21 protein-coding genes are annotated in these 20,733 nt (G+C 48.0%); 19 read left to right on the top strand and 2 right to left on the bottom strand.

Annotated elements, in window-relative coordinates; genetic code table 11:
• The first annotated feature begins 34 nt into the window (after positions 1-34).
• The 4 genes from F3H97_RS10065 (at position 35) to F3H97_RS10050 (ending at position 4,633) form a co-directional block, all read left to right on the top strand.
• Positions 35-1,630 (top strand): CTP synthase, encoded by a 1,596-nt coding sequence (locus F3H97_RS10065; protein WP_074035670.1) that lies wholly within the window; start codon positions 35-37, stop codon positions 1,628-1,630.
• Between the two features lie 137 nt (positions 1,631-1,767).
• The gene (locus F3H97_RS10060) at positions 1,768-2,610 is read left to right on the top strand and encodes a TVP38/TMEM64 family protein (RefSeq protein WP_196431281.1); all 843 of its coding nucleotides are present in this window, start codon (positions 1,768-1,770) and stop codon (positions 2,608-2,610) included.
• A gap of 31 nt (positions 2,611-2,641) precedes the next feature.
• Positions 2,642-3,190, top strand: a complete 549-nt coding sequence (locus tag F3H97_RS10055) for a GNAT family N-acetyltransferase (protein ID WP_074035674.1) — start codon at positions 2,642-2,644, stop codon at positions 3,188-3,190.
• Between the two features lie 114 nt (positions 3,191-3,304).
• Complete coding sequence (locus F3H97_RS10050) at positions 3,305-4,633, top strand: polysaccharide deacetylase family protein (RefSeq protein WP_074035676.1); 1,329 nt, start codon at positions 3,305-3,307, stop codon at positions 4,631-4,633.
• A 38-nt stretch (positions 4,634-4,671) separates the two neighbouring features.
• Here the strand turns inward: F3H97_RS10050 and F3H97_RS10045 are convergent, their stop codons facing one another.
• A complete protein-coding gene (locus F3H97_RS10045) occupies positions 4,672-5,787 on the bottom strand; it encodes an NADH-dependent flavin oxidoreductase (protein WP_196431280.1) in 1,116 nt (371 codons plus the stop codon).
• Positions 5,788-6,048: 261 nt separating this feature from the next.
• On the opposite strand from F3H97_RS10045, the gene F3H97_RS10040 reads away from it, so the two are divergent.
• The 11 genes from F3H97_RS10040 to F3H97_RS09990 all read left to right on the top strand — a co-directional run bounded on the left by F3H97_RS10040 (position 6,049) and on the right by F3H97_RS09990 (position 15,851).
• On the top strand, positions 6,049-7,707 hold the full coding sequence (locus F3H97_RS10040) for a glycerol-3-phosphate dehydrogenase/oxidase (protein WP_214783694.1): 1,659 nt from the start codon (positions 6,049-6,051) through the stop codon (positions 7,705-7,707).
• Positions 7,708-7,831: 124 nt separating this feature from the next.
• Positions 7,832-8,191, top strand: coding sequence for a YxeA family protein (locus F3H97_RS10035; protein ID WP_196431279.1), 360 nt, complete (start codon positions 7,832-7,834; stop codon positions 8,189-8,191).
• Positions 8,192-8,282: 91 nt separating this feature from the next.
• Positions 8,283-8,642, top strand: a complete 360-nt coding sequence (locus F3H97_RS10030) for a response regulator (RefSeq protein WP_074035685.1) — start codon at positions 8,283-8,285, stop codon at positions 8,640-8,642.
• A 161-nt stretch (positions 8,643-8,803) separates the two neighbouring features.
• Positions 8,804-9,658, top strand: coding sequence for a class II fructose-1,6-bisphosphate aldolase (gene fba / locus F3H97_RS10025; RefSeq protein WP_159562989.1), 855 nt, complete (start codon positions 8,804-8,806; stop codon positions 9,656-9,658).
• A 95-nt stretch (positions 9,659-9,753) separates the two neighbouring features.
• Positions 9,754-10,584 carry a hypothetical protein gene (locus F3H97_RS10020; RefSeq protein ID WP_196431278.1) on the top strand — a complete coding sequence of 277 codons (831 nt, stop codon included), beginning with the start codon at positions 9,754-9,756 and terminating at the stop codon, positions 10,582-10,584.
• A 74-nt stretch (positions 10,585-10,658) separates the two neighbouring features.
• Entirely contained in the window at positions 10,659-11,309 is a 651-nt protein-coding gene (gene fsa / locus F3H97_RS10015) for a fructose-6-phosphate aldolase (RefSeq protein ID WP_078147677.1), read from the top strand.
• A 27-nt stretch (positions 11,310-11,336) separates the two neighbouring features.
• On the top strand, positions 11,337-12,593 hold the full coding sequence (gene murA, locus F3H97_RS10010; protein ID WP_074035691.1) for a UDP-N-acetylglucosamine 1-carboxyvinyltransferase: 1,257 nt from the start codon (positions 11,337-11,339) through the stop codon (positions 12,591-12,593).
• A 14-nt stretch (positions 12,594-12,607) separates the two neighbouring features.
• A complete protein-coding gene (glpX, locus tag F3H97_RS10005; RefSeq protein WP_031422214.1) occupies positions 12,608-13,579 on the top strand; it encodes a class II fructose-bisphosphatase in 972 nt (323 codons plus the stop codon).
• Positions 13,580-13,666: 87 nt separating this feature from the next.
• Complete coding sequence (locus tag F3H97_RS10000) at positions 13,667-14,593, top strand: ATP-binding cassette domain-containing protein (protein WP_159562987.1); 927 nt, start codon at positions 13,667-13,669, stop codon at positions 14,591-14,593.
• Positions 14,583-15,353, top strand: a complete 771-nt coding sequence (locus tag F3H97_RS09995; RefSeq protein WP_159562986.1) for an ABC transporter permease — start codon at positions 14,583-14,585, stop codon at positions 15,351-15,353. The genes F3H97_RS10000 and F3H97_RS09995 overlap by 11 nt, the downstream gene beginning before the upstream one ends.
• A gap of 12 nt (positions 15,354-15,365) precedes the next feature.
• The gene (locus tag F3H97_RS09990; protein ID WP_196431277.1) at positions 15,366-15,851 is read left to right on the top strand and encodes a DUF421 domain-containing protein; all 486 of its coding nucleotides are present in this window, start codon (positions 15,366-15,368) and stop codon (positions 15,849-15,851) included.
• A gap of 39 nt (positions 15,852-15,890) precedes the next feature.
• Here the strand turns inward: F3H97_RS09990 and F3H97_RS09985 are convergent, their stop codons facing one another.
• Entirely contained in the window at positions 15,891-16,586 is a 696-nt protein-coding gene (locus tag F3H97_RS09985) for a C40 family peptidase (protein WP_159562984.1), read from the bottom strand.
• Between the two features lie 382 nt (positions 16,587-16,968).
• Here F3H97_RS09985 and rho point away from each other — a divergent pair, with 382 nt between their 5' ends.
• The 4 genes from rho to F3H97_RS09965 all read left to right on the top strand — a co-directional run bounded on the left by rho (position 16,969) and on the right by F3H97_RS09965 (position 20,672).
• Positions 16,969-18,306 carry a transcription termination factor Rho gene (gene rho, locus F3H97_RS09980; protein ID WP_012727388.1) on the top strand — a complete coding sequence of 446 codons (1,338 nt, stop codon included), beginning with the start codon at positions 16,969-16,971 and terminating at the stop codon, positions 18,304-18,306.
• Positions 18,307-18,388: 82 nt separating this feature from the next.
• The gene (locus F3H97_RS09975) at positions 18,389-18,631 is read left to right on the top strand and encodes a type B 50S ribosomal protein L31 (RefSeq protein WP_012727387.1); all 243 of its coding nucleotides are present in this window, start codon (positions 18,389-18,391) and stop codon (positions 18,629-18,631) included.
• A gap of 99 nt (positions 18,632-18,730) precedes the next feature.
• Positions 18,731-19,954: a cation:proton antiporter gene (locus F3H97_RS09970; protein ID WP_012727386.1), complete on the top strand. Its 1,224-nt coding sequence runs from the start codon at positions 18,731-18,733 to the stop codon at positions 19,952-19,954.
• A 106-nt stretch (positions 19,955-20,060) separates the two neighbouring features.
• Positions 20,061-20,672, top strand: coding sequence for a thymidine kinase (locus tag F3H97_RS09965; RefSeq protein WP_074035700.1), 612 nt, complete (start codon positions 20,061-20,063; stop codon positions 20,670-20,672).
• The last annotated feature ends 61 nt before the right edge of the window (positions 20,673-20,733 follow it).

Below are 20,733 nucleotides of genomic sequence, written 5' to 3'. Positions count from 1 at the left end.
CCGATGGTTGGTATTCAAGAGAGGAGAAAGAAACATGACAAAGTACATTTTCGTAACAGGCGGGGTAGTATCTTCGCTCGGTAAAGGGATCACGGCAGCTTCGCTCGCGCGTCTACTCAAAAATCGAGGACTCAACGTCACGATTCAGAAGTTTGACCCATACATCAACATTGACCCAGGTACGATGAGCCCGTATCAACACGGAGAAGTATTCGTCACAGATGATGGCGCTGAGACTGACCTTGACCTCGGACACTATGAGCGCTTTATCGACATCAACTTGTCGCAAAACGCGAACGTCACATCAGGGCGCATTTATTCAACTGTCTTGAAGAAAGAGCGTCGTGGAGACTATAACGGTGGGACGGTTCAGGTCATTCCGCATATCACGAACGAAATCAAAGACCGTGTCTTCCGTGCAGGACGCGAGACGAACGCCGATGTCGTCATCACAGAGATTGGTGGAACAGTCGGGGATATCGAGTCCCTTCCGTTCATCGAAGCGATTCGCCAAGTGAAGAATGACATCGGGAAAGAGAACGTCATGTACGTCCACTGTACACTCGTCCCTTACCTTCGTGCCGCAGGTGAGATGAAGACAAAACCGACACAACACAGTGTCAAAGAGCTTCGCAGCTACGGAATTCAACCGGATATCATTGTCCTTCGTACGGAGCATGACATCCCAGAAGACATGCGTGAAAAAATCGCCCTCTTCTGTGATACGCGCAAAGAAGCGGTCATCGAGGCGCAAGACGCATCGACACTTTATGAAGTACCGCTCAACCTTCAAAAACAAGGAATGGACCAACTCGTCAACGACTACTTCGGTTTCAATTCACCGGCTGCTGACATGACGGCTTGGAAAGAACTCGTCCACACGGTCACACACCTTGAGAAGAAAGTGAAAATCGCACTCGTCGGGAAATATGTCGAATTGCGTGATGCGTATATCTCGGTCGCGGAAGCACTCAAACATGCGGGTTATGCGTTCAACGCGGATATCGACATCGACTGGGTCAACGCGGAAGACGTGACGGCTGAAAACGTCTCAGACATCCTCGGCGATGCGGACGGAATCCTCGTTCCAGGTGGATTCGGTGAGCGTGGAATCGAAGGGAAGATTGAAGCGACACGTTTTGCTCGTGAAAACAACGTCCCATTCTTCGGAATCTGTCTCGGGATGCAACTTGCGACGGTCGAGTTTGCCCGTAACGTCTTGAAGTTGGACGGCGCACATACTGCAGAAATCGATCCGTCGACACCGTATCCGATCATCGACCTTCTTCCAGAGCAAAAAGATATCGAGGATCTTGGGGGCACACTTCGTCTTGGACTTTATCCATGTAAACTCGAAAAAGGGACGAAAGCGCATGCGGCATACGATCAAGAACTCGTATACGAGCGTCATCGTCACCGTTATGAGTTCAACAACGAATACCGTGAAGCGTTTGAAGCAGAAGGCTTCAAGTTCTCAGGTACGAGCCCAGACGGTCGTCTCGTAGAAATCATTGAGATTCCAGAACACAAATGGTTCGTGGCATCACAGTTCCACCCAGAATTGATTTCGCGTCCAGAACGTCCACAACGTCTATTCCATGACTTCATCCAAGCATCACTTGGAGAATAAGTGATTGAAAGCCACGGTCCATTGCGGACCGTGGTTTTTCTACGTCAAAAGCATGAGAGGGAAAGCGCCTTCGGCAGGATACATCCCTATCACTTTGTGGGTACACTAGAAATAGAACGGGGAGAGGGTGAGGGCACATGAAAGAACGACATTCGATTTATCTTGGATATGGATTAGGGCTTGTCGCGCTCAGTCTGTTGCCGTTCGTCGTCTTGCCTTCCCTTTTATTGCCGTATCAACTTGGCTGGACAGGTGTTGTTTTACTCGCCCTCTCGGTCGGGTTACTTCGGGCGATTCGGGACGGCTCGAACGTCATCCTAAAGCAGATGTGGAAGATCACGTTCTCTCTCTTCTTGATTTTCGTTCTCGTCTATTATGTTTCATTCGGACTCATCCTTTATGACACATACGGATTGGATCGTTTACTAGAACAATATGAACGACAGGCGGTCTGGGTGTTTGCAGCATTTAGCTTTTTACAACCTATTGCGTTACCCGTTCCGGAAGCGGTCAGCGTGCCGATTGGGAGTGTCGCGCTCGGACCGTTTCGTGCCGCTTTGGTCGGAAGCGTTGCGACGACACTTGGAATCTTTGTCATGTATGGACTGGCCCGATTTGGTCGAGGGCGCATGATTCGTTGGGTCGATGAAGAAAAACTGAAGACGTACGATCGATATGTCGATCGATACGGTCTTGGTGTCTTGCTCGTCTTATTTATCATTCCGATTTTACCTGACGAGGTCATCTGTCTCGCTGCGGGGTTTAGTCGTGTACCGTTTCTGCGCTTTGCGGGTATCGCGTTCGGGGCAAAACTCGTCACGTCGTTCGGACTTGCTTATTCTGTCTCGATTGGACAATTGTTTATGACCGATTCGAGTCCAATCGCGATCGCTTCTGTCATGACAAGTGTGATTGTCTTGATTCTTGCGTTCATTTGGCGCAAACGAAAAAAAGGAGATTCGAACGGGACACAAGAATAAGGTAAGGACGATTTATAGAGAGGAAGACAACATGCGACAAGATCAAGAAGTGGTCATTCGACCGATTGAAGAACAGGATCTATCACGACTCTGGGAATTGATTTATCGAGATGCGGTACCGGAATGGAAACAGTGGGACGCGCCTTACTTCGAACACAAGTCAATGTCTTACGAAGAGTTTCAGCAAATCGAGCGATCGTTCATCAAAAAAGAAGACATGTGGGTCATTGAGGTCAGTGGAACGGTATATGGCACGGTTTCCTATTATTTCGAAGATGCCGGACGAGAGTGGCTCGAGATGGGCATCATCTTGCATCAATCCGACCGCTGGAATCGAGGTGTCGGGACGCGTGCCCTTCGTCTATGGACGAAACATTTGTTTGAAACGTTACCGGTCGTCCGCGTGGGATTGACGACATGGTCAGGGAACGAGCGAATGATGCGGGTCGCTGAAAAAGTAGGGATGCAGCTTGAAGGTCGAATTCGTCAAGTGCGTGTCGTGAACGCGAAACGCTACGATTCGATTCGGATGGGCATGTTACGCGAAGAATGGATGAAAACAGGTACGCCGTCTATTTAAAGACGACGTACCTGTTTTGTATGATTTTGTATATATTTGTCGCCATATTGACGATTTCATTCGTGAAGAGTTTGCTACAATCGAATCGATTGAATTAAATAGGAGAGAATAAGAATGAAACGACACATGTTAGTTATTGTGATGTTATTGATTGGGATGGGCACATGGTATTACATCGCGGGAGCCGCCCCGACGATTAAAAAAGTTCCGACACCATCCTTTACCGGACAATACCCCGGGTTACACTTAACGGTAGAGAGTGAACAAGCGAAAAGATATACGACATCAATCTCTGTTCCGAGAACGGATTATGAAATGCTAAACGAGGAGCTGGATGCATTCATTTTAGAAAAGAAAGAAGCATTTCAACACAACCTCACCCCTAGTCACGGTCAAACGGGTCACTTAAATATTCAGACCGATACATATCAAACGAATCAGACTGAATACACGCTAGTCGTTCATACTTATGCATTCACTGGTGGTGCGAATGGTCAAACCACTGTCGACGTATTTCGGATGAACCTTTCGGACGGAACGTTCGTTGAATGGGATGATGTCTTACGTGATGACCAACATGCATTAGAATGGTTCAAGCATAGCGTCATCACACAATTACAACATCAAGAATACGTATTTGAGGATCAGTTACGTGAAGCGATTAAACACCCTAAATCGACGAAGTGGATACTGACGTCCTCTGGTCTAGATGTCATATTTGACGAGTATGAAGTGGCGGCGGGAGCGGCAGGTGTGGTAGAAGTTCATATTCCGATGAAGGAAGTTGAGCCGTTTTTGTTATCCGAATTAGATACGCCCACTGCACAAGAAGATTCTCCAATCATGAGTCCCTCAAATAAGCCGCTTGAACCCAATGGGAAATATGTTGCACTGACGTTCGATGATGGACCCCATCCGATTGTGACACCTCACATTCTTGAGACACTTGAGAAATACCAAGCGCGTGCTACGTTCTTTATGTTAGGAAGTCAGATGGAATTCTATCCTGATGTAGCGAGACAAGTAGCGTTGTCAGGTCATGAGCTAGCAAATCATACTGAACATCACCCGGATTTGACACAATTGTCTGAGAAGGGAGTCAAAGAGGAACTCGAACAGGTTGATGAACGAATTGAGAGGCTTACGGGACAACGCCCATCATTGGTTCGTCCACCATACGGGGCTAAAAATGAAATGATTGAGCAGATCATTCAGACAAAGGAGCAGACCCTTGCACTATGGACGGTCGATTCTCTTGATTGGAGTCACCGTAATGCCGATCAAATGTATCGCTTGATTATGGACAATGTCCATCCAAGTGCTGTTGTCTTGATGCATGATATTCATGAGTCCACAGCTGAAGGGTTGCCGAAAGTTCTCGATGCGCTGAAACGTGAAGGGTACACGTTTGTGACGATGAGTGAGCTCTTGACGTTGAAATAGTAAATGAACCCGCCGTGATAAACGGCAGGTTCATTTTTTTATTTCACTTCTTGATCTTTAATTGGGAACCAACCGGCACGTGTCGTGATGGCGTTCCATAGCGGAGCTGGGACAGCGAGTTCGGCTTGTTTGTTCAAGTCGAGTTCTGTCTCGATCTCGTCTTCGCGGTCCGATTCCACTTTTTCCAGCCATTGTGGATCGATGATCAGTTCGCGACCGAGTGCGGCAAAATCGACGACGTCGAGTGCGTCTTCCACTTGGGCCGGACGTTGGAGTTGCCCGACTCCGATGAGTGGGATGGCACCATTGATTCGATTGGCGATGCGGTCTATCGAACGCTCCGTGACATTCTCGTCACGCATGGAAGCTGTATTGAAGTTCCAGAGAGAAGCGTGAATATAATCGACGCCCTCTTCTAAAATCATATCGAGTAACACATCCGTGTCGTCGAGTGTGATTCCTGGCTCTTCGATTTCTTCCGGTGAGAAACGATAGCCGACTAAGAAGTCTTCTGCATCTGCAGCTGCTTCTTTCACACGACGAATGACTTCGCGTGGGAACGTCAAACGTCCATGAACATCACCGCCGAAGCGATCTTCACGGCGATTTGAGTGCGGTGAGAAGAATTGTTGAATCAAGTAGGTGTTCGCTCCGTGAATCTCGACGCCATCAAACCCGGCTTCGATGGCCCGACGCGTCGCTTCACCGAACGCCTCGATAATGGCTTCGACCTCTGATGTCTCGAGGGCACGTGGTGTGACGGCGCCTTCTCGGACAGGCGCGACAGCACTTGCACTGACAGGTTGTTCGTTCGGGACGAGTTCAGGTGGTGACATCCGTCCAGCGTGGAAAATTTGAAGGATGGCTTTTGCACCTTCCGCTTTTAAACTTTCCGCCAATTGACGGAGACCCGGGATGAATTTGTCGTCATTGACCCCGAATGCGTTCGGGAAACCTTTCCCGTCTTCTGTCACGTACGCGCATGCTGTAATCGCAAGCCCGACGTTTTGCGCCCGTTTCCGATAGTAGGCGAGCTCATGCTCGGATACTTCGCCCGTTGGTTCTGATGAGTAATGTGTCATCGGAGCCAAGACGAGTCGGTTCGGTACTTCGACGCCATTTTTGAATTGAAAAGGTTGTAACATACGTTTCATCTGAAATCCTCCTTCAACATGATACCTTGAAGTCTAAGCTTCTCGACTCAAAAATGCGAGTCGGATGCTTGTGAATGAACACATTACAGATTGCGCAAGCGTAAGAGATGATTGAACTGAAAAGAATAGGGTATAATACAGGAGAAAAGTTGATATTCGGTTCGAGACAATAGAGAGACCACAACAGAAGGGGGAAGCCTTGTTTTTGTTGTGGTCTCTTTTTCTATTCATTGAACCGTACTTACTATAGGAGGGAATAAGATGGAAATCAGAAATTTCTCAGCGAAAGAACGAGCGAAACGATACGAACAACTGACAAGCGAACGTCATGACGTTCTTGTTGTCGGTGGAGGGATAACCGGAGCAGGGATTGCGCTCGATGCGTCGTCACGTGGGATGAAGACAGCGGTTCTTGAAATGCAAGACTTTGCGGCCGGGACGTCAAGCCGTTCGACGAAACTTGTTCACGGGGGACTCCGCTATTTGAAACAATTTGAAGTGGCGCTCGTCGCAGAAGTCGGGAAAGAGCGTGCCATCGTGTATGAGAACGGTCCACATGTCACGACACCGGAACAGATGCTATTACCGATGCACAAGGGAGGCACGTTTGGTCCTTTCTCAACTTCAATCGGACTCATGGTGTATGACTTCCTTGCAGGCGTCAAACGGGCAGAACGTCGCATGATGCTCAAACCGAATGAAGTCATCAAAAAAGCACCGCTCGTGAAAAAAGATGACTTAGTCGGTGGTGGATACTACGTCGAGTATCGGACGGATGATGCACGATTGACAATCGAAGTGGCGAAAGAGGCAGCGAATCACGGCGCGCTTCTTATGAACTATGCCAAAGTGACCGGGTTGATTTACGAGAACGGCAAAGTGGCGGGGGTACACGTCGAAGACCAAATCGATGGGTCGACATATGACGTCTATGCGAAAAAAATCATTAATGCGACTGGTCCATGGGTCGATGAGTTACGGGAAGAAGACAACTCGAAAAAAGGCAAACAGCTTCGTTTGACGAAGGGAATTCACCTTGTCATCGATCAATCGAAATTCCCACTCAAACAGGCAATTTATTTCGACACACCAGATGGGCGCATGGTCTTTGCCATTCCACGCGGAAACAAAGCGTACGTTGGAACGACGGATACGTTCTTTGATAAAAACAAAGCGCATCCACGCATGACGACAGAGGACCGCGATTATATTTTGGATGCAATCCATTATATGTTCCCAGACGTTCATGTCACAGCAGATGATGTGGAATCAAGCTGGGCGGGTATTCGTCCATTGATTTATGAGGAAGGAAAAGACCCTTCTGAAATTTCACGTAAGGACGAAATTTGGCAGTCAGACAGCGGCTTGATCACGATTGCCGGCGGTAAATTGACAGGGTATCGAAAGATGTCAGAAACGGTCGTCGACCTTGTCGCGAAATTATTAAAAGAAGAAGAGGGTGTCGTCTACTTGGCAAGCCGGACGAAGCATATGCCGATGTCAGGTGGTCACGTCGGCGGATCGAAAGGGTTCAAAGACTTCCTCGAGAAGAAAACGAAAGAACTTCAAAATCACGGTCTCGACGCGGGGCACGCGGAAGAACTCGTCCGTCTATACGGATCGAATATCGATCGCGTCATCGAGCGGATGGACTCGAACGCGTATGACTTGCCAGAGGTCGTCTATGCACAATTGATTTATGGCATTGAAGAAGAAGCGGTCGTACGCGCCATCGACTTCTTGATTCGTCGGACCGGAGCGATGTTCTTTGATATCGATTTCGTCCGTCAACACAAAGAAGGTGTCCTTCGTTGCATGGCCGACGTCTTCAAATGGTCGGATGAGCGTTTGAAAGAAGAGCGTGAAGAAGTGGAGAAGGAGATTGAAATCGCAGTTGTGCCTGTGACTGTCGAATCGTAATGCACTGCATTGCAGGAAAGGTTCATTCTAAATAGGATGAACCTTTTTTGTGTCATGGTTTCATCGATTCGGAATAACGGTATACCTCATAAGTAGTGATTCTTAGATTGAGGGAGAATTTTTTATGAAACGAAACCTCGTTGCCATCCTATTGATTGGCATTCTATTAGTAGTAGGGTGGCGTTATGTCGATCCTAATCGATTGTTAGCCGATGTCTATTATGTCAAAGTCCCAAGTGCAGAAGTGGCGACACAAACCTCGGGTGGTTATCGCTATGATCTCATCGGGTACGACGAGGATGGGAAAAAACGTCCTCTGTCTGTTGCCACCACGGGGTTGTTACCGGAAGGGAACTATCTGCGAGTATTTGTGAAAGAAGAAGATGCGGAAGTGACCGACTACGAGCAGGTGAATGTGCTAGACGTACCTGAACAGTTGAAGGAAGAACAGGAAGAAGAGAATTCCGGGCCATCGTTCCCTTGATTTCAAAAGATAGACGTCGCGAAAAAGAGATGAGTTTGGTAAGGTTAAATTGTTTGAATATGGTAAATGATGAATGAAAGAAGGGACATGCATGTCACGGATGTTAATAGCAGATGACCAGGACGGAATTCGTACGATGCTCGCGCAAGTGTTCACGAACATGGGTGTAGACGTGGACACGGCGCAAGACGGCATCAGCGCCTGGGAATTTTTAGAGCGGGAGCAATATGATTTGGTATTGCTCGATATGAATATGCCTCGTATGTTTGGACATGAAGTATTACGTCGCATGCGCGAAAAACAGTTAGACACACCCGTCATGATTATGACGGCATTTGGGGAAGAAACGGTGATTGAAGAAGTGCGTCGTCTCGGGATCACGGCACAATTTGAGAAGCCGTTTGATATTTATGGGATGATTGGAAAAGTGAAAGAAGTCTTGAAAATTTGACGTTTCGTCACCAAGATGACATATGTAAACGCTTGCGCTAAGCCATTTCTATGCCCGAATAGCATAGGCACATGTTTTACGGTGTGTTATAATGGGAACGAATTGCACGGGGGAACTTTTCCCAAACGTGTATAATAGCGAACAGACAGGAGGATGTCATTATGCCATTAGTATCAATGACAGAAATGCTTAACAAAGCATTCGAAGGCAAGTATGCAGTCGGCCAATTCAACATCAACAACCTCGAGTGGACGCAAGCGATTCTTCGCGCTGCGGAAGACGAGAAATCACCAGTAATCCTCGGTGTATCAGAAGGTGCAGCGAAGTACATGGGTGGCTTCACGACAGTTGTCAAAATGGTTGAAGGTCTTATGCACGACTACAACATCACTGTTCCAGTTGCAATCCACCTTGACCACGGTTCTTCATTCGATAAGTGTAAAGCAGCGATCGACGCTGGTTTCACGTCAGTCATGATTGACGGTTCACACCACCCAATCGATGAAAACATCGAAATGACGAAACAAGTTGTTGAGTACGCTCACGCTAAAGGTGCTTCTGTTGAGGCAGAAGTCGGTACAGTTGGCGGCGAAGAAGACGGCGTTGTTGGTGGCGTACAATACGCTGACCTCGATGAGTGTGTACGTGTTGTAAAAGAAGCGAAAGTGGATGCACTTGCTGCAGCACTCGGTTCTGTACACGGTGAATACCAAGGCGAGCCAAAACTTGGATTTAAAGAGATGGAAGAAATCGCGGAAGCGACTAAAACACCACTCGTTCTTCACGGCGGATCAGGAATTCCTGAGCACCAAATCAAAAAAGCAATCGAGCTCGGCCACAGCAAAATCAACGTCAACACTGAGTGCCAACAAGAATGGACTCGTGCAGTACGTGAGAAAGTTGCTGCTGATGCAAAAGTATATGACCCACGTAAAATTATCGGACCTGGTATCGAAGCGATTTATAACGTCGTTACTGGCAAGATGCGTGAGTTTGGTTCAAGCAACCAAGCTTAATCCTGTCCTGAAAGGCTGACTCTTTTGTAGAGTCAGCCTTTTTTTGATGATTTAGGGAACGTATACATATATGGTGAAAAAAAGGGGGAGTCTTTGTGATTTATAACGAGCGACCGACAGAATTGTTTTGGCGAATCTTTTATGTATATGGAGCAGTCGTGTTGATTGGTCTTTCTTTAGCATTAGCCGCCGCCCCACTCGTTTTAATTTATTATTATCCGGTACCTTGGCTTATTCCATTGTTAGTCTTAGTCGCCATCGGTGGGTTTGGGGTGTATTGGTTTACGAACACGTTCCGTCGTTTATTTTGGAAAGAACGGAATCACTCTAGATACGAAATGACCGCAACGAGCATCGAGGGTGTGACGTATCGGCATGAATCGGGCGAGTCGGTCGAGCAATCATTTCCAATCTCAGCGATTCGACAAATCGTCTTCTTCCCGGCGATTGTCCGAAAGACACAGCCGTCTCCGACGGTTCGGATTGGTCGTCCTACGGTAGAGTACACTCCGATGCTATCGATTATGACAAAAGATGATGCCATGGAAATCTTGTTCGATCAACGTGATCTGGTTGCCTTTGATCAATGGATAAAATCTTTCCATGAGCAGGGAATTCCGCTATTTTACACACCAAAAGAATTGTATTGGATTGGTGCGAATATCTCGACACGACGTGAGCGATTTGAACGGTTGAGTCGTCCGGAAGAAATCGTTCCATTTGTCTACACCGGCGATCTTGTGGCAGATGAGCAGACGGCAGCAACGAATTGGATTGAAACCCACGGATTGGAACGTTTGAAAGAAGGACCACACCAAGCATACTATGTGAAGCAAAGTAAAATTATGAAATGGTCATTTTTCGGGACGCTCGCTGGGATAGGCCTTGTCGTAGGATCGATGCTTGCAATCGCATCGTTGACGTAAAGGGTATAGCAATTCGACATGACTTTCCTCATAATAGAGATTGTAAGCGATCACAAATTAAGGAGGAGACACATATGCGTTTTTTCATTGACACAGCAAATGTGGAAGACATTAAAAAAGCTCATCAAATGGGCGTCATTGGAGGCGTGACGACGAATCCATCGCTCGTCGCCAAAGAAGGTGTCGATTTCCATACAAGACTTCGTGAAATCTGTGAGATCGTCGGGGATCTCTCGGTCAGCGCCGAAGTTATTGCACTCGATGCGTCGGGTATGGTGGAAGAAGGAAAGGAACTTGCCGCCATCGCGCCGAATATTACGGTAAAGGTACCGATGACACCAGCGGGGATGCAAGCGGTAAAACAGTTCAAGGAGCTTGGAATCAAGACAAACGTCACGCTCATCTTTAACGCTAACCAAGCGTTACTTGCGGCACGTGCCGGGGCATCATACGTTTCTCCATTCATCGGACGCTTGGATGACATCGGACAAGATGGGCTTGATTTAGTTGAGACCATTGCGAACATCTTCGCAATCCATGGCATCGAGACAGAAATTATCGCAGCATCTGTGCGTCATCCGGTTCACGTGACAAAAGCTGCACTCCTTGGGGCTGACATTGCCACAGTCCCTTACAAAGTTATCGAACAAATGATGAAACATCCGCTCACAGACAAAGGCATTGAGCAGTTTTTAGCGGATTGGAACAACGCTCAATCCAAATAAGTCCGTCGTAGAAAGGTTTTGATCAGCGTGGAAATTCTCCATATCGTTGGGCAGCAAAAACTAGAAGGAACCGTCGAGATTAGCGGAGCGAAACAGAGCGCTCTCCCTTGCCTTGTGGCTGCACTTCTCACGGAAGAGTCGGTGACGATTGAAAACGTTCCGATGATTGAAGATGTGGAAGTGATGGTCAATTTGTTAAAAGAGTTAGGGGTTCGGGTAGAGCGGGATGGCGAACGAATGACGATTCATTCGAATGAAGCAGTCGCAATGCCTCTCCTCGGTTCTGAGACGCGCAAAGTCCGTGCCGCTGTCTATTTACTCGGGGTCTTCGCGGCTCGCTTTGGAAAAGGGGCGGTTGGGTTACCTGGAGGATATGCGATTGGTCCACGGCCGATTGACTTACATTTGAAAGCGTTGGAACGTCTCGGCATTCATGTTGAGAATGAATCAGGTCTCTATCATGTCCGGGTCGATGAACTTGTTGGGAATCGAATTTACTTGGACTTGCGGTCGTTTGGGGCAACCGTGAGTGCAATGCTTGCGGCTGTTCTAGCGACAGGGACGACGGTCATCGAAAACGCGGCTTGCGATCCGGAAGTCGTCGATGTGGCGACCATGCTCACATCGATGGGTGCACATGTGAGTGGGGCAGGAACGGATGAGATTCGAATTAAAGGGGTGGAACGCCTCCACGGTTGTACGCACACACTCATTCCAGATCGTCTCGAAGCCGGAACGTTCATGATGTTCGGTGCAGTGTCCGGTCGTGTGACCGTCCAACCGGTCATTCCGACACATCTCGAAGGGGTCATTCAAAAACTGTTGGATTTCGGAGCGGACGTCGAGGTCGGTGAGGAGTCAATTACCGTGACGGCGAACCAATTCATGCCAACAGATATTCGGGTGTTCCATTACTCGGGGTATCCGAGCGACTTGCAACCGGTGATGACGGCAGCCTTATTAAAAGCTGACGGAACGAGTGTTGTCACCGATAAATTGTATGCGCAACGATTCCGCCACATCGCCGAGATGCGACGGATGAATGCGCAAATTACACTGGAGGATGCATCGGCTGTGATTCGTGGCGGTAATAAGCTGGCGAACGCAGAGATGGAATGCACCGATGCACGGAGTGCTGCGGCCCTGGTACTGTCAGCGCTCCAAGCTTCTGGTGAATCGACGCTACTACATGCGGAACGACTGAATGATTCGTATGTCGACTTTGTCGGCAAATTAAAACAACTCGGTGCGCTCGTTTGGGTGGAGGAACAAACCGAGGTATAAAGGGGAGATTTCGGGTGGAACGAAGTTTATCGATGGAACTGGTTCGGGTGACAGAAGCGGCGGCACTTGCTTCAGCCCGTTGGATGGGACGAGGATTGAAAGTCGAAGCGGATGATGCGGCAACGACGGCCATGCGCGACGTATTTGATACGATTCCGATGAAAGGGATTGTCGTCATCGGTGAAGGGGAGATGGATGAGGCCCCGATGCTATACATCGGAGAAAAAGTCGGAAATGGCTACGGTTCTCGTCTCGATGTCGCCGTCGATCCGTTAGAAGGGACAAACATCGTAGCGACCGGAACGTGGGGAGCACTTGCGGTTCTCGCGGTCGCGGATGCAGGCGATCTCCTTCATGCTCCAGACATGTACATGGATAAAATTGCCGTCGGACCGGAAGCGGCAGGTCTCGTCAGTCTCGACAACTCGATTGAAGAGAACATTGAAATCGTGGCGAAAGCGAAGAAGAAAAACGTGGAAGATGTCGTCGTCACGATTTTACATCGGGACCGTCACGAAGAAACCATTCAACGTGTCCGCGCGACCGGTGCGCGAATCAAATTGATTCCGGACGGGGACGTCGCCGCGGCCATCAACACCGCTTTCCCGAAAACGGGTGTCGATTTGTTGCTCGGTTCAGGCGGGGCGCCAGAAGGTGTCATCGCTGCAGTCGCAATGAAGTGTTTAGGTGGAGACTTCCAAGGGCGTTTGCTCCCGGAAGATGAAGCGCAGAAACAACGTTGCCATGACATGGGAATCGAAGATACGGATCGAATCCTCCTCCTCAATGATTTGGTGAAAGGTGAAGATTGTATCTTTGCGGCGACCGGCGTCACAGATGGTGAGCTGTTACGTGGAGTCCAATTCACGTCACAAGGCGGACAGACCCATTCGGTCGTCATGCGTGCCAAGTCCGGTACCGTTCGTTTCGTCGAAGGGAACCACTCACTTAAGAAAAAACCAAAAATGGTCATGAAACCAGAATAATCAGAAGTCGTGGATGTGAAAACGTCCACGACTTTTTTGTGGTGAAAGCGTCAGAAAACGGGAATGGATAGTCAGGAGGTGGGTGTGATGATTCAGGTTGAAGGACTCGTCAAAACATTCAAGGATGTTCCAGCTGTCGATGACGTGTCATTTTTCGTGAAAGAAGGAGAAATCTTTGCGTTTTTAGGTCCGAACGGTGCGGGTAAATCGACGACGGTGCAAATGTTGACGACACTCGTGAGACCGACATCTGGAGCGGCACGAGTCAATGGATTCGATGTCGTTAAACAAGAAAAAGATGTCCGATTATCGATTGGAGTTGCCTTACAAGAAACAGGAATCGATAAAGTGTTGACGGGACGAGAGCTCCTTGTCTTACAAGGGCGTTTGTTTAAGATGTCGAATGAAGAGGCGCAACGTCGAGCCGATGAGTTACTCGAAGTCGTTTCACTGACGGATGCGGCCGATCGCCGGAGTGGTACCTATTCCGGTGGGATGCGACGACGTCTCGACTTGGCTCTCACACTCGTCCATCGTCCAACGGTCTTGTTTTTAGACGAACCGACGACCGGACTCGATCCGGCGAGCCGAATCGAAATTTGGAATGAAGTACGCCGATTGAACGAGGAATTCGGGACGACGATTTTTTTAACGACCCAATACTTAGAGGAGGCAGATGAGTTGGCTGACCGGATTGCAATCATCAATCACGGGAAGATTGTGAGTGAAGGAACGGCCGAGGAATTGAAACAGCTCGTCGGTGGAGAGACGATTTCGATGGACTTCGCTACAGAATCTGAAGCGACCCTTGCCGCGACGCGATTTCATACATCTTCGAATGGCACACATGTATCGTTTGAGTTACGTGACATGACGTTGACTGAGATTGTTCGTTCCTTGGATGAACAAGGGTTGCAGCCTGAACGATTGACTGTCAAGCAACCATCGCTCGATGATGTATTCTTGAAAGTGACAGGCGAATCGTATGAAGGAGGCGAGATCCGTGTGGACTGAGACATGGCTATTCACGAAACGGAGTTTGCTGACGACTATTCGAAATCCGTTTTCATTCATCCCGAACTTGATCATTTCTGTATTCTTTTTACTCGTGTATACGAGCGGCTTGTCGAGCGTGGCCTCGTTGCCTCAGTTCGAAGGGAGCGACTATTTGAATTTCATCTTACCCGTATCCATTGTTTCAGGTGCAGTCGGGGGAGCGGGAGGCACGGGTCAGGCGCTTGTCCGAGATATTGAGAGTGGCTATTTCGCACGGCTCTTGTTGACACCGGCGACCCGTACGGCGATTGTGCTCGGACCGATGATTGCGGGGATGTTGCAATTACTCGTCCAAACGCTACTTATTTTTGCTGTCGCGTTTCTCCTCGGTCTCACGATTCCTGTCGGTGCCGCTGGATTCTTTTTCACGGTATTACTCGCAATCGGATTTGGACTTGGTTTCGCAGGATATTCAGTGGGCGTCGCCTTGAAAACACGAAATGCACAAGCGGCACAGGCAGGGACGTTGTTGTTCTTTCCTTTAATTTTCCTGTCGACGACGTTCGTTCCGAAAGAATTGATTGAAGCCGAATGGTTGAAAGTGGCGGCGACGTTCAATCCAACCACGTATATTTTCGAAGGGATGCGAGCGGTTCTGACTCAGCCGGAGATTGACTGGGGTGCTTTATCTGCAGGGCTCGCAGTCGCGGGTACGATGAGTGTACTCATGATCGTCTTTGCGGCAACGAACGCGAGAGGGGCATTGAAGCAAAAATAAGGGAGGAGTTTGATGCAGGAACTATCAACGATGATTCGGATTATTTTAACAGGGATTGGAGCATATATTTCTATCATTCTCATGTTGCGTGTTTCTGGTAAGCGTACATTGGCAAAAATGAATGCATTTGATTTTATTGTGACGGTTGCACTTGGTTCTATTTTGGCAACGACCTTGACTAGTCAACAAACCTCTTTATTGGCTGGACTGACTGCGTTCGGTACACTAATTGTCTTACAATATATATTAGCGAAACTATCTAAGCGATTCTCCATTGTGAATCAAATGATTAAATCAGAACCAACTCTACTGTTTTATAAAGGAGATTATTTGAGAGAACATCTACAAAAAGAACGAATTTTAGAGATCGAGGTCATTCAAGCGATTCGATCAAGTGGCACTCCTCTAGGACAAGTCGAAGCAGTAATCATAGAAACGGATGGAACGTTTTCTGTTTTGAAAGACTCTCGTCATGTAATGGAACATGTGAACAAATAAAAACGACTCGGTTCCGATGAACCGAGTCGTGATATTGTATTAGAGATATGATCCAGCGCCTACATAGCGTGGTGCCCAGTATCCAGAAGTGAAGCTCGCGTATTTCACGCCGCCTGTTTCTGAGTTGATCATTTGTGTTTTGCTAAGTGCCATTCCGACGTGTTGAATCGTTCCGCCTGAATGTGAGAAGAAGACGAGATCGCCTGCTTGGATCGATGACTTCGAGATTTTCTTCGCGCTTGAGTATTGCTGACGTGAAGAACGTGGTAGTGTTTTTCCGATTGCTTTCTTGTACACGTGTCCAGTATATCCTGAGCAGTCAAACCCTGAAGTTGTTGTTCCACCATAGCGATACGGTGTTCCGAGATATTTCTTCGATTCAGCGACAAGTTTCGAACGTTTGCTAGAAGATGACGTTGAAACCGTTGTTGATGTCGACGTGTTCGCTTTCAAGTATGTGTACGTTGAAGAAGCTGAGATATAACGGTGTGTGCCTTTGTAGTTGATTTTATAGAACGAACCGGATTTACCAAGGTATGTATAGCGTTGACCTTTATCCATTTTCGCGACGACTTTCGATGATGTAAGTGACGGGGCAGTACGGATGTTCAAACCGTTTACTTTCGAGTAAGCAAATGTACCGGTAGCGGCTTCTGCTTGTTCACCTGTTGAGAACATAAGACCCGAGAAAGCGACAGTGGCAGCGACGACGATTGATGCGATACGCTTTAACATTGTATAAATCCCTCCGTTTTTAAAATCAAGACATTCGTATATGACAAATCGAGTAATTTTTAATGGTAGAGCACAAGTTGCGGGATATACCCGGTTTCCTGTGCAAATAAACTATATCATGCGCAAGACCGATAGCATTTTTCAATCGCAAGTCAAAAAAGCGTTTTCTTGTAACAAAAATGAAACAATATGTGGATATAGCACTTATTTTGTTACAAAACTATCTTTTACTGTGTAAGGATTTGTACAAGAGGGAAACGATTGAACAAAAGGTGATTTTTGCACGGTGACGGCACGGGCAAAATATGGTTAGATGATGGCAGAACAAATGAATCAAGTTGAATGCTTCTTGTAATGAAATGTAGAAAGATAGGTGACTTGAATGAGTCAACAGACAGAACCGACAAAGAACTATACACTTCGTGAGCTTGAAACGAAGACGTTGAAAGAATTATATGAAATTGCCAAAGAAGTCAAAGTACCGAACTTTCGAGAAGCGCGTAAGCGTGAGCTCATGTTCCGTATTTTGAAATCACAGGCTGAATCAAAAGATTTATATTTCCTCGAAGGTATTTTAGAGATCATCCCACCGAATCCTCAGTCTCAAAATGATGGCGGATTTGGATTCCTCCGACCAATCAACTATTCTCAATCTTCCGAAGACATCTATATCGCTGCATCGCAAATTCGTCGCTTTAATCTTCGAAACGGGGACCTTGTCACAGGAAAGGTCCGTAAACCGAAAGAGAATGAACGGTTCCAAGGTTTGTTGAGTGTTGAAGCGGTCAACGGAGAGTCGACGGACTCGACGCGTTCGCGTGATTATTTCCCGGCATTGACACCGATTTATCCAGAACAACAGATGGTGCTCGAGACAGAGCCGACCCATCTTTCGGTTCGTGTCATGGATATGATCGCACCAGTCGGGTTTGGCCAACGCGGGTTGATTGTGGCACCACCAAAAGCGGGGAAAACGTCGCTTTTAAAAGAAATTGCCAACTCGATCACGACGAATCATCCGAACGTCGAATTAATCATTCTTCTAATCGATGAACGACCAGAGGAAGTGACGGATATTCAACGCTCTGTACCGGATGCGGACGTGGCGTTCTCGACTTTTGATGAGACACCGGAAAACCATGCGCGTATTTCAGAACTCGTTCTCGAACGCGCGATGCGTCTCGTGGAACATAAGAAAGACGTGGTCATCCTACTCGATTCCATCACACGCTTGACGCGTGCGTACAACCTGTCTGTTCCACCAAGCGGACGGACACTCTCGGGGGGGATTGACCCGGCGGCGTTCCACAAACCGAAAAAGTTCTTCGGAGCGGCACGGAATATCGAGGATGGAGGTAGCTTGACTATCCTCGCGACAGCGCTCGTCGATACCGGATCGCGAATGGACGACGTCATCTATGAAGAGTTCAAAGGAACAGGGAACATGGAACTGCATCTGGACCGGAAATTGGCAGAGCGCCGGATCTTCCCTGCAATCGACATTCGTCGCTCGGGAACACGGAAAGAAGAGTTGTTACTCGGGAAGGACGAACTCGATTCGCTCTGGACGATTCGTCGTACGATGAACGAGTCTCCAGACTTCGTCGAACAGTTCTTACGCCGTGTCCGTGAGACGAAAACAAACCTCGACTTTTTTGCTGCGCTAGAGGCAGATAAGAAAAAAAGACGACCGGTGAAAAAAACGAAAACAGACTTGTAAAACCTATAGTAGGGTGATATTATATTCTAGTGAACTTTCTCTAGGTTGAAAGAATACTTAGGGCCGAAGGAGTTGAAAAGCAATGAAACAAGGAATCCACCCAGAATACCGTAAAGTCGTATTCATGGACTCGACGACAGAATTCAAATTCATCACTGGTTCAACTCGTTACTCTAACGAGACAATCACGATGGAAGATGGAAACGAGTACCCACTCATCCGTGTCGATGTATCTTCTGATTCGCACCCGTTCTACACAGGTCGCCAGAAATTCGCATCTGCAGATGGTCGTATCGAGCGCTTCAACAAGAAATACCAACGTTAATCGTAAAGTTGTATGCTCACCGCCTAGGGATTGCCCTTGGCGGTTTTTTGTTGCATCGACACGGGTAAAGAGACGAAAGTATGTCGTGAGGGGGCCGTTATGGAATTTATACTCATTAGTATCAGCTTGTTGATCGGGGTCGGCATCATGTCTCAATGGTTGGCATGGCGTTATCAAATCCCGGCAATCATCATTATGACGCTCGCTGGAGTATTGGCGGGTCCGATCCTCGGGCTGTTCGATCCGCGTGAATTATTAGGGGATTTATATAGTCCGATCATTTCGTTTGCGGTCGCCATCATCTTATTCGAAGGAAGTCTTGGGCTTCACTTTAGCGAAATCAATCAGTTCCGGAGGTCGATCGTCCGGATTGTAACGATTGGAGTCGCGCTCTCATTTGTCGGGATGTCGCTACTCATTCAATATGTAGGAGGGTTACATTGGGTCGTCGCCTGGACGATGGGGGCGCTCTTCGTCGTGACGGGTCCGACTGTCGTCATTCCGTTGTTGCGTCAGGCACACTTGAAAGATCGAGTCGGAGCGATTTTGAAATGGGAAGGCATCATTGTCGACCCTGTTGGAGCATTACTCGGGCTCTTCGTCGTTCGACTTGGATACATCGTATATGAAGGTATGGATTTATGGATGCAACTCCTCTTTGCAGGTGCCTGTATTGTAGGGATTGGACTCGGTTACTTGTTCGGCCATCTCTTGATGGGATGGTTTGTGGCAGAAAAAGTACCTCGCTATCTCCGTGCCTCGGTTACGTTGACGGCTGTCCTCATCTTATTCTCACTCAGTGAGCTTATGATGCATGAAGTCGGGCTGCTCGCCGTGACGGCGATGGGGATGACGATGGCCAATACGAAACATCGGGATGAAGAAATCATCGAAGAACTGCAATCATTCAAAGAGGATATTTCAATCTTGCTCATCTCATCTGTCTTCATCTTGTTGACGGCTTCCCTGTCTCGGGCAGAGCTGTTGAATATTTTCCAATGGCCGCTTCTCTTGACGATTGCGGGCATCCTGTTCTTGGTTCGCCCAGTTGCGATTTACTTGTCGACCATCGGTGGAGGTTTGCCGCTAGCGGAACGAGGGTTCATTGGTTGGATTGCCCCACGCGGGATTGTCGCGATGACGGTCGCGGGATTCTTTGCTGAAGAAGTCGCGCATCTTGGGATTGACGATGCGAAGCAAATGTTGCCGCTCACACTCGGTCTCGTCTTCATTTCCGTTACACTGCACGGTCTCACGATTCGACCGCTCGCGCGAAAATTGAAATTAATCGATGAACAAAAAGAGGCGAACGCTGATGAATAAAGGACGGAGTTCTTTCAATCAGTATTTAGGAGAAGTCAACCCTTTTCCTCAACTCGAAAGATAGGTATAATCGGAAAGCGATTATCGATGGAGAGGGCGAAGAACAATGATGCATGTGACGAACCGATATGGTTGGATTGAAGTGATTTGTGGGAGTATGTTTTCGGGGAAGTCGGAGGAATTGATTCGCCGAGTCCGCCGTGCTCATTATGGAAAGATTCCGGTCCAAGTGTTCAAACCAGCAATCGACGACCGGTATCATGAAGAGAACGTCGTCTCACACACAGGGAACTCGGTCGTGGCCGTGCCAATCGCATCAAGCCAAGACTTGTATGATGCCGTTCGTGAAGAAACACAGGTCATCGCGATTGACGAGGTGCAATTCTTTGATGAAGGAATTGTAGACGTCATCGAACAACTTGCGAACGAAGACAAACGCGTCATCTGCGCTGGGCTCGATATGGACTTTCGAGGCGAACCGTTCACGATGATGCCTGAACTGTTGTCACGCGCGGAGTTCGTGACGAAACTACAGGCCATCTGTTTGTCATGCGGCGCGCCTGCTTCGCGGACACAACGTCTGATCGATGGGCAACCTGCTCGGTATGAGGACCCGGTCATCTTGGTCGGGGCTTCCGAGTCTTACGAACCACGATGCCGACATTGTCATGATGTACCGAACAAACCACATCCGGTCCGCCATACGGTGGTAGACTGATGAATCGACGGACCGCCCTCGGCGGTCCGTTTTTTTGCTATAATAGATAGAGTTTGATTTG

Origin of the sequence: Exiguobacterium sp. SRB7LM (genome assembly GCF_015712685.1) — a bacterium.
GTDB lineage: Bacteria > Bacillota > Bacilli > Exiguobacteriales > Exiguobacteriaceae > Exiguobacterium > Exiguobacterium profundum.
The sequence above is the reverse complement of the archived record's forward strand: the minus strand, read 5'-3'. Positions and strand labels throughout refer to the sequence as shown.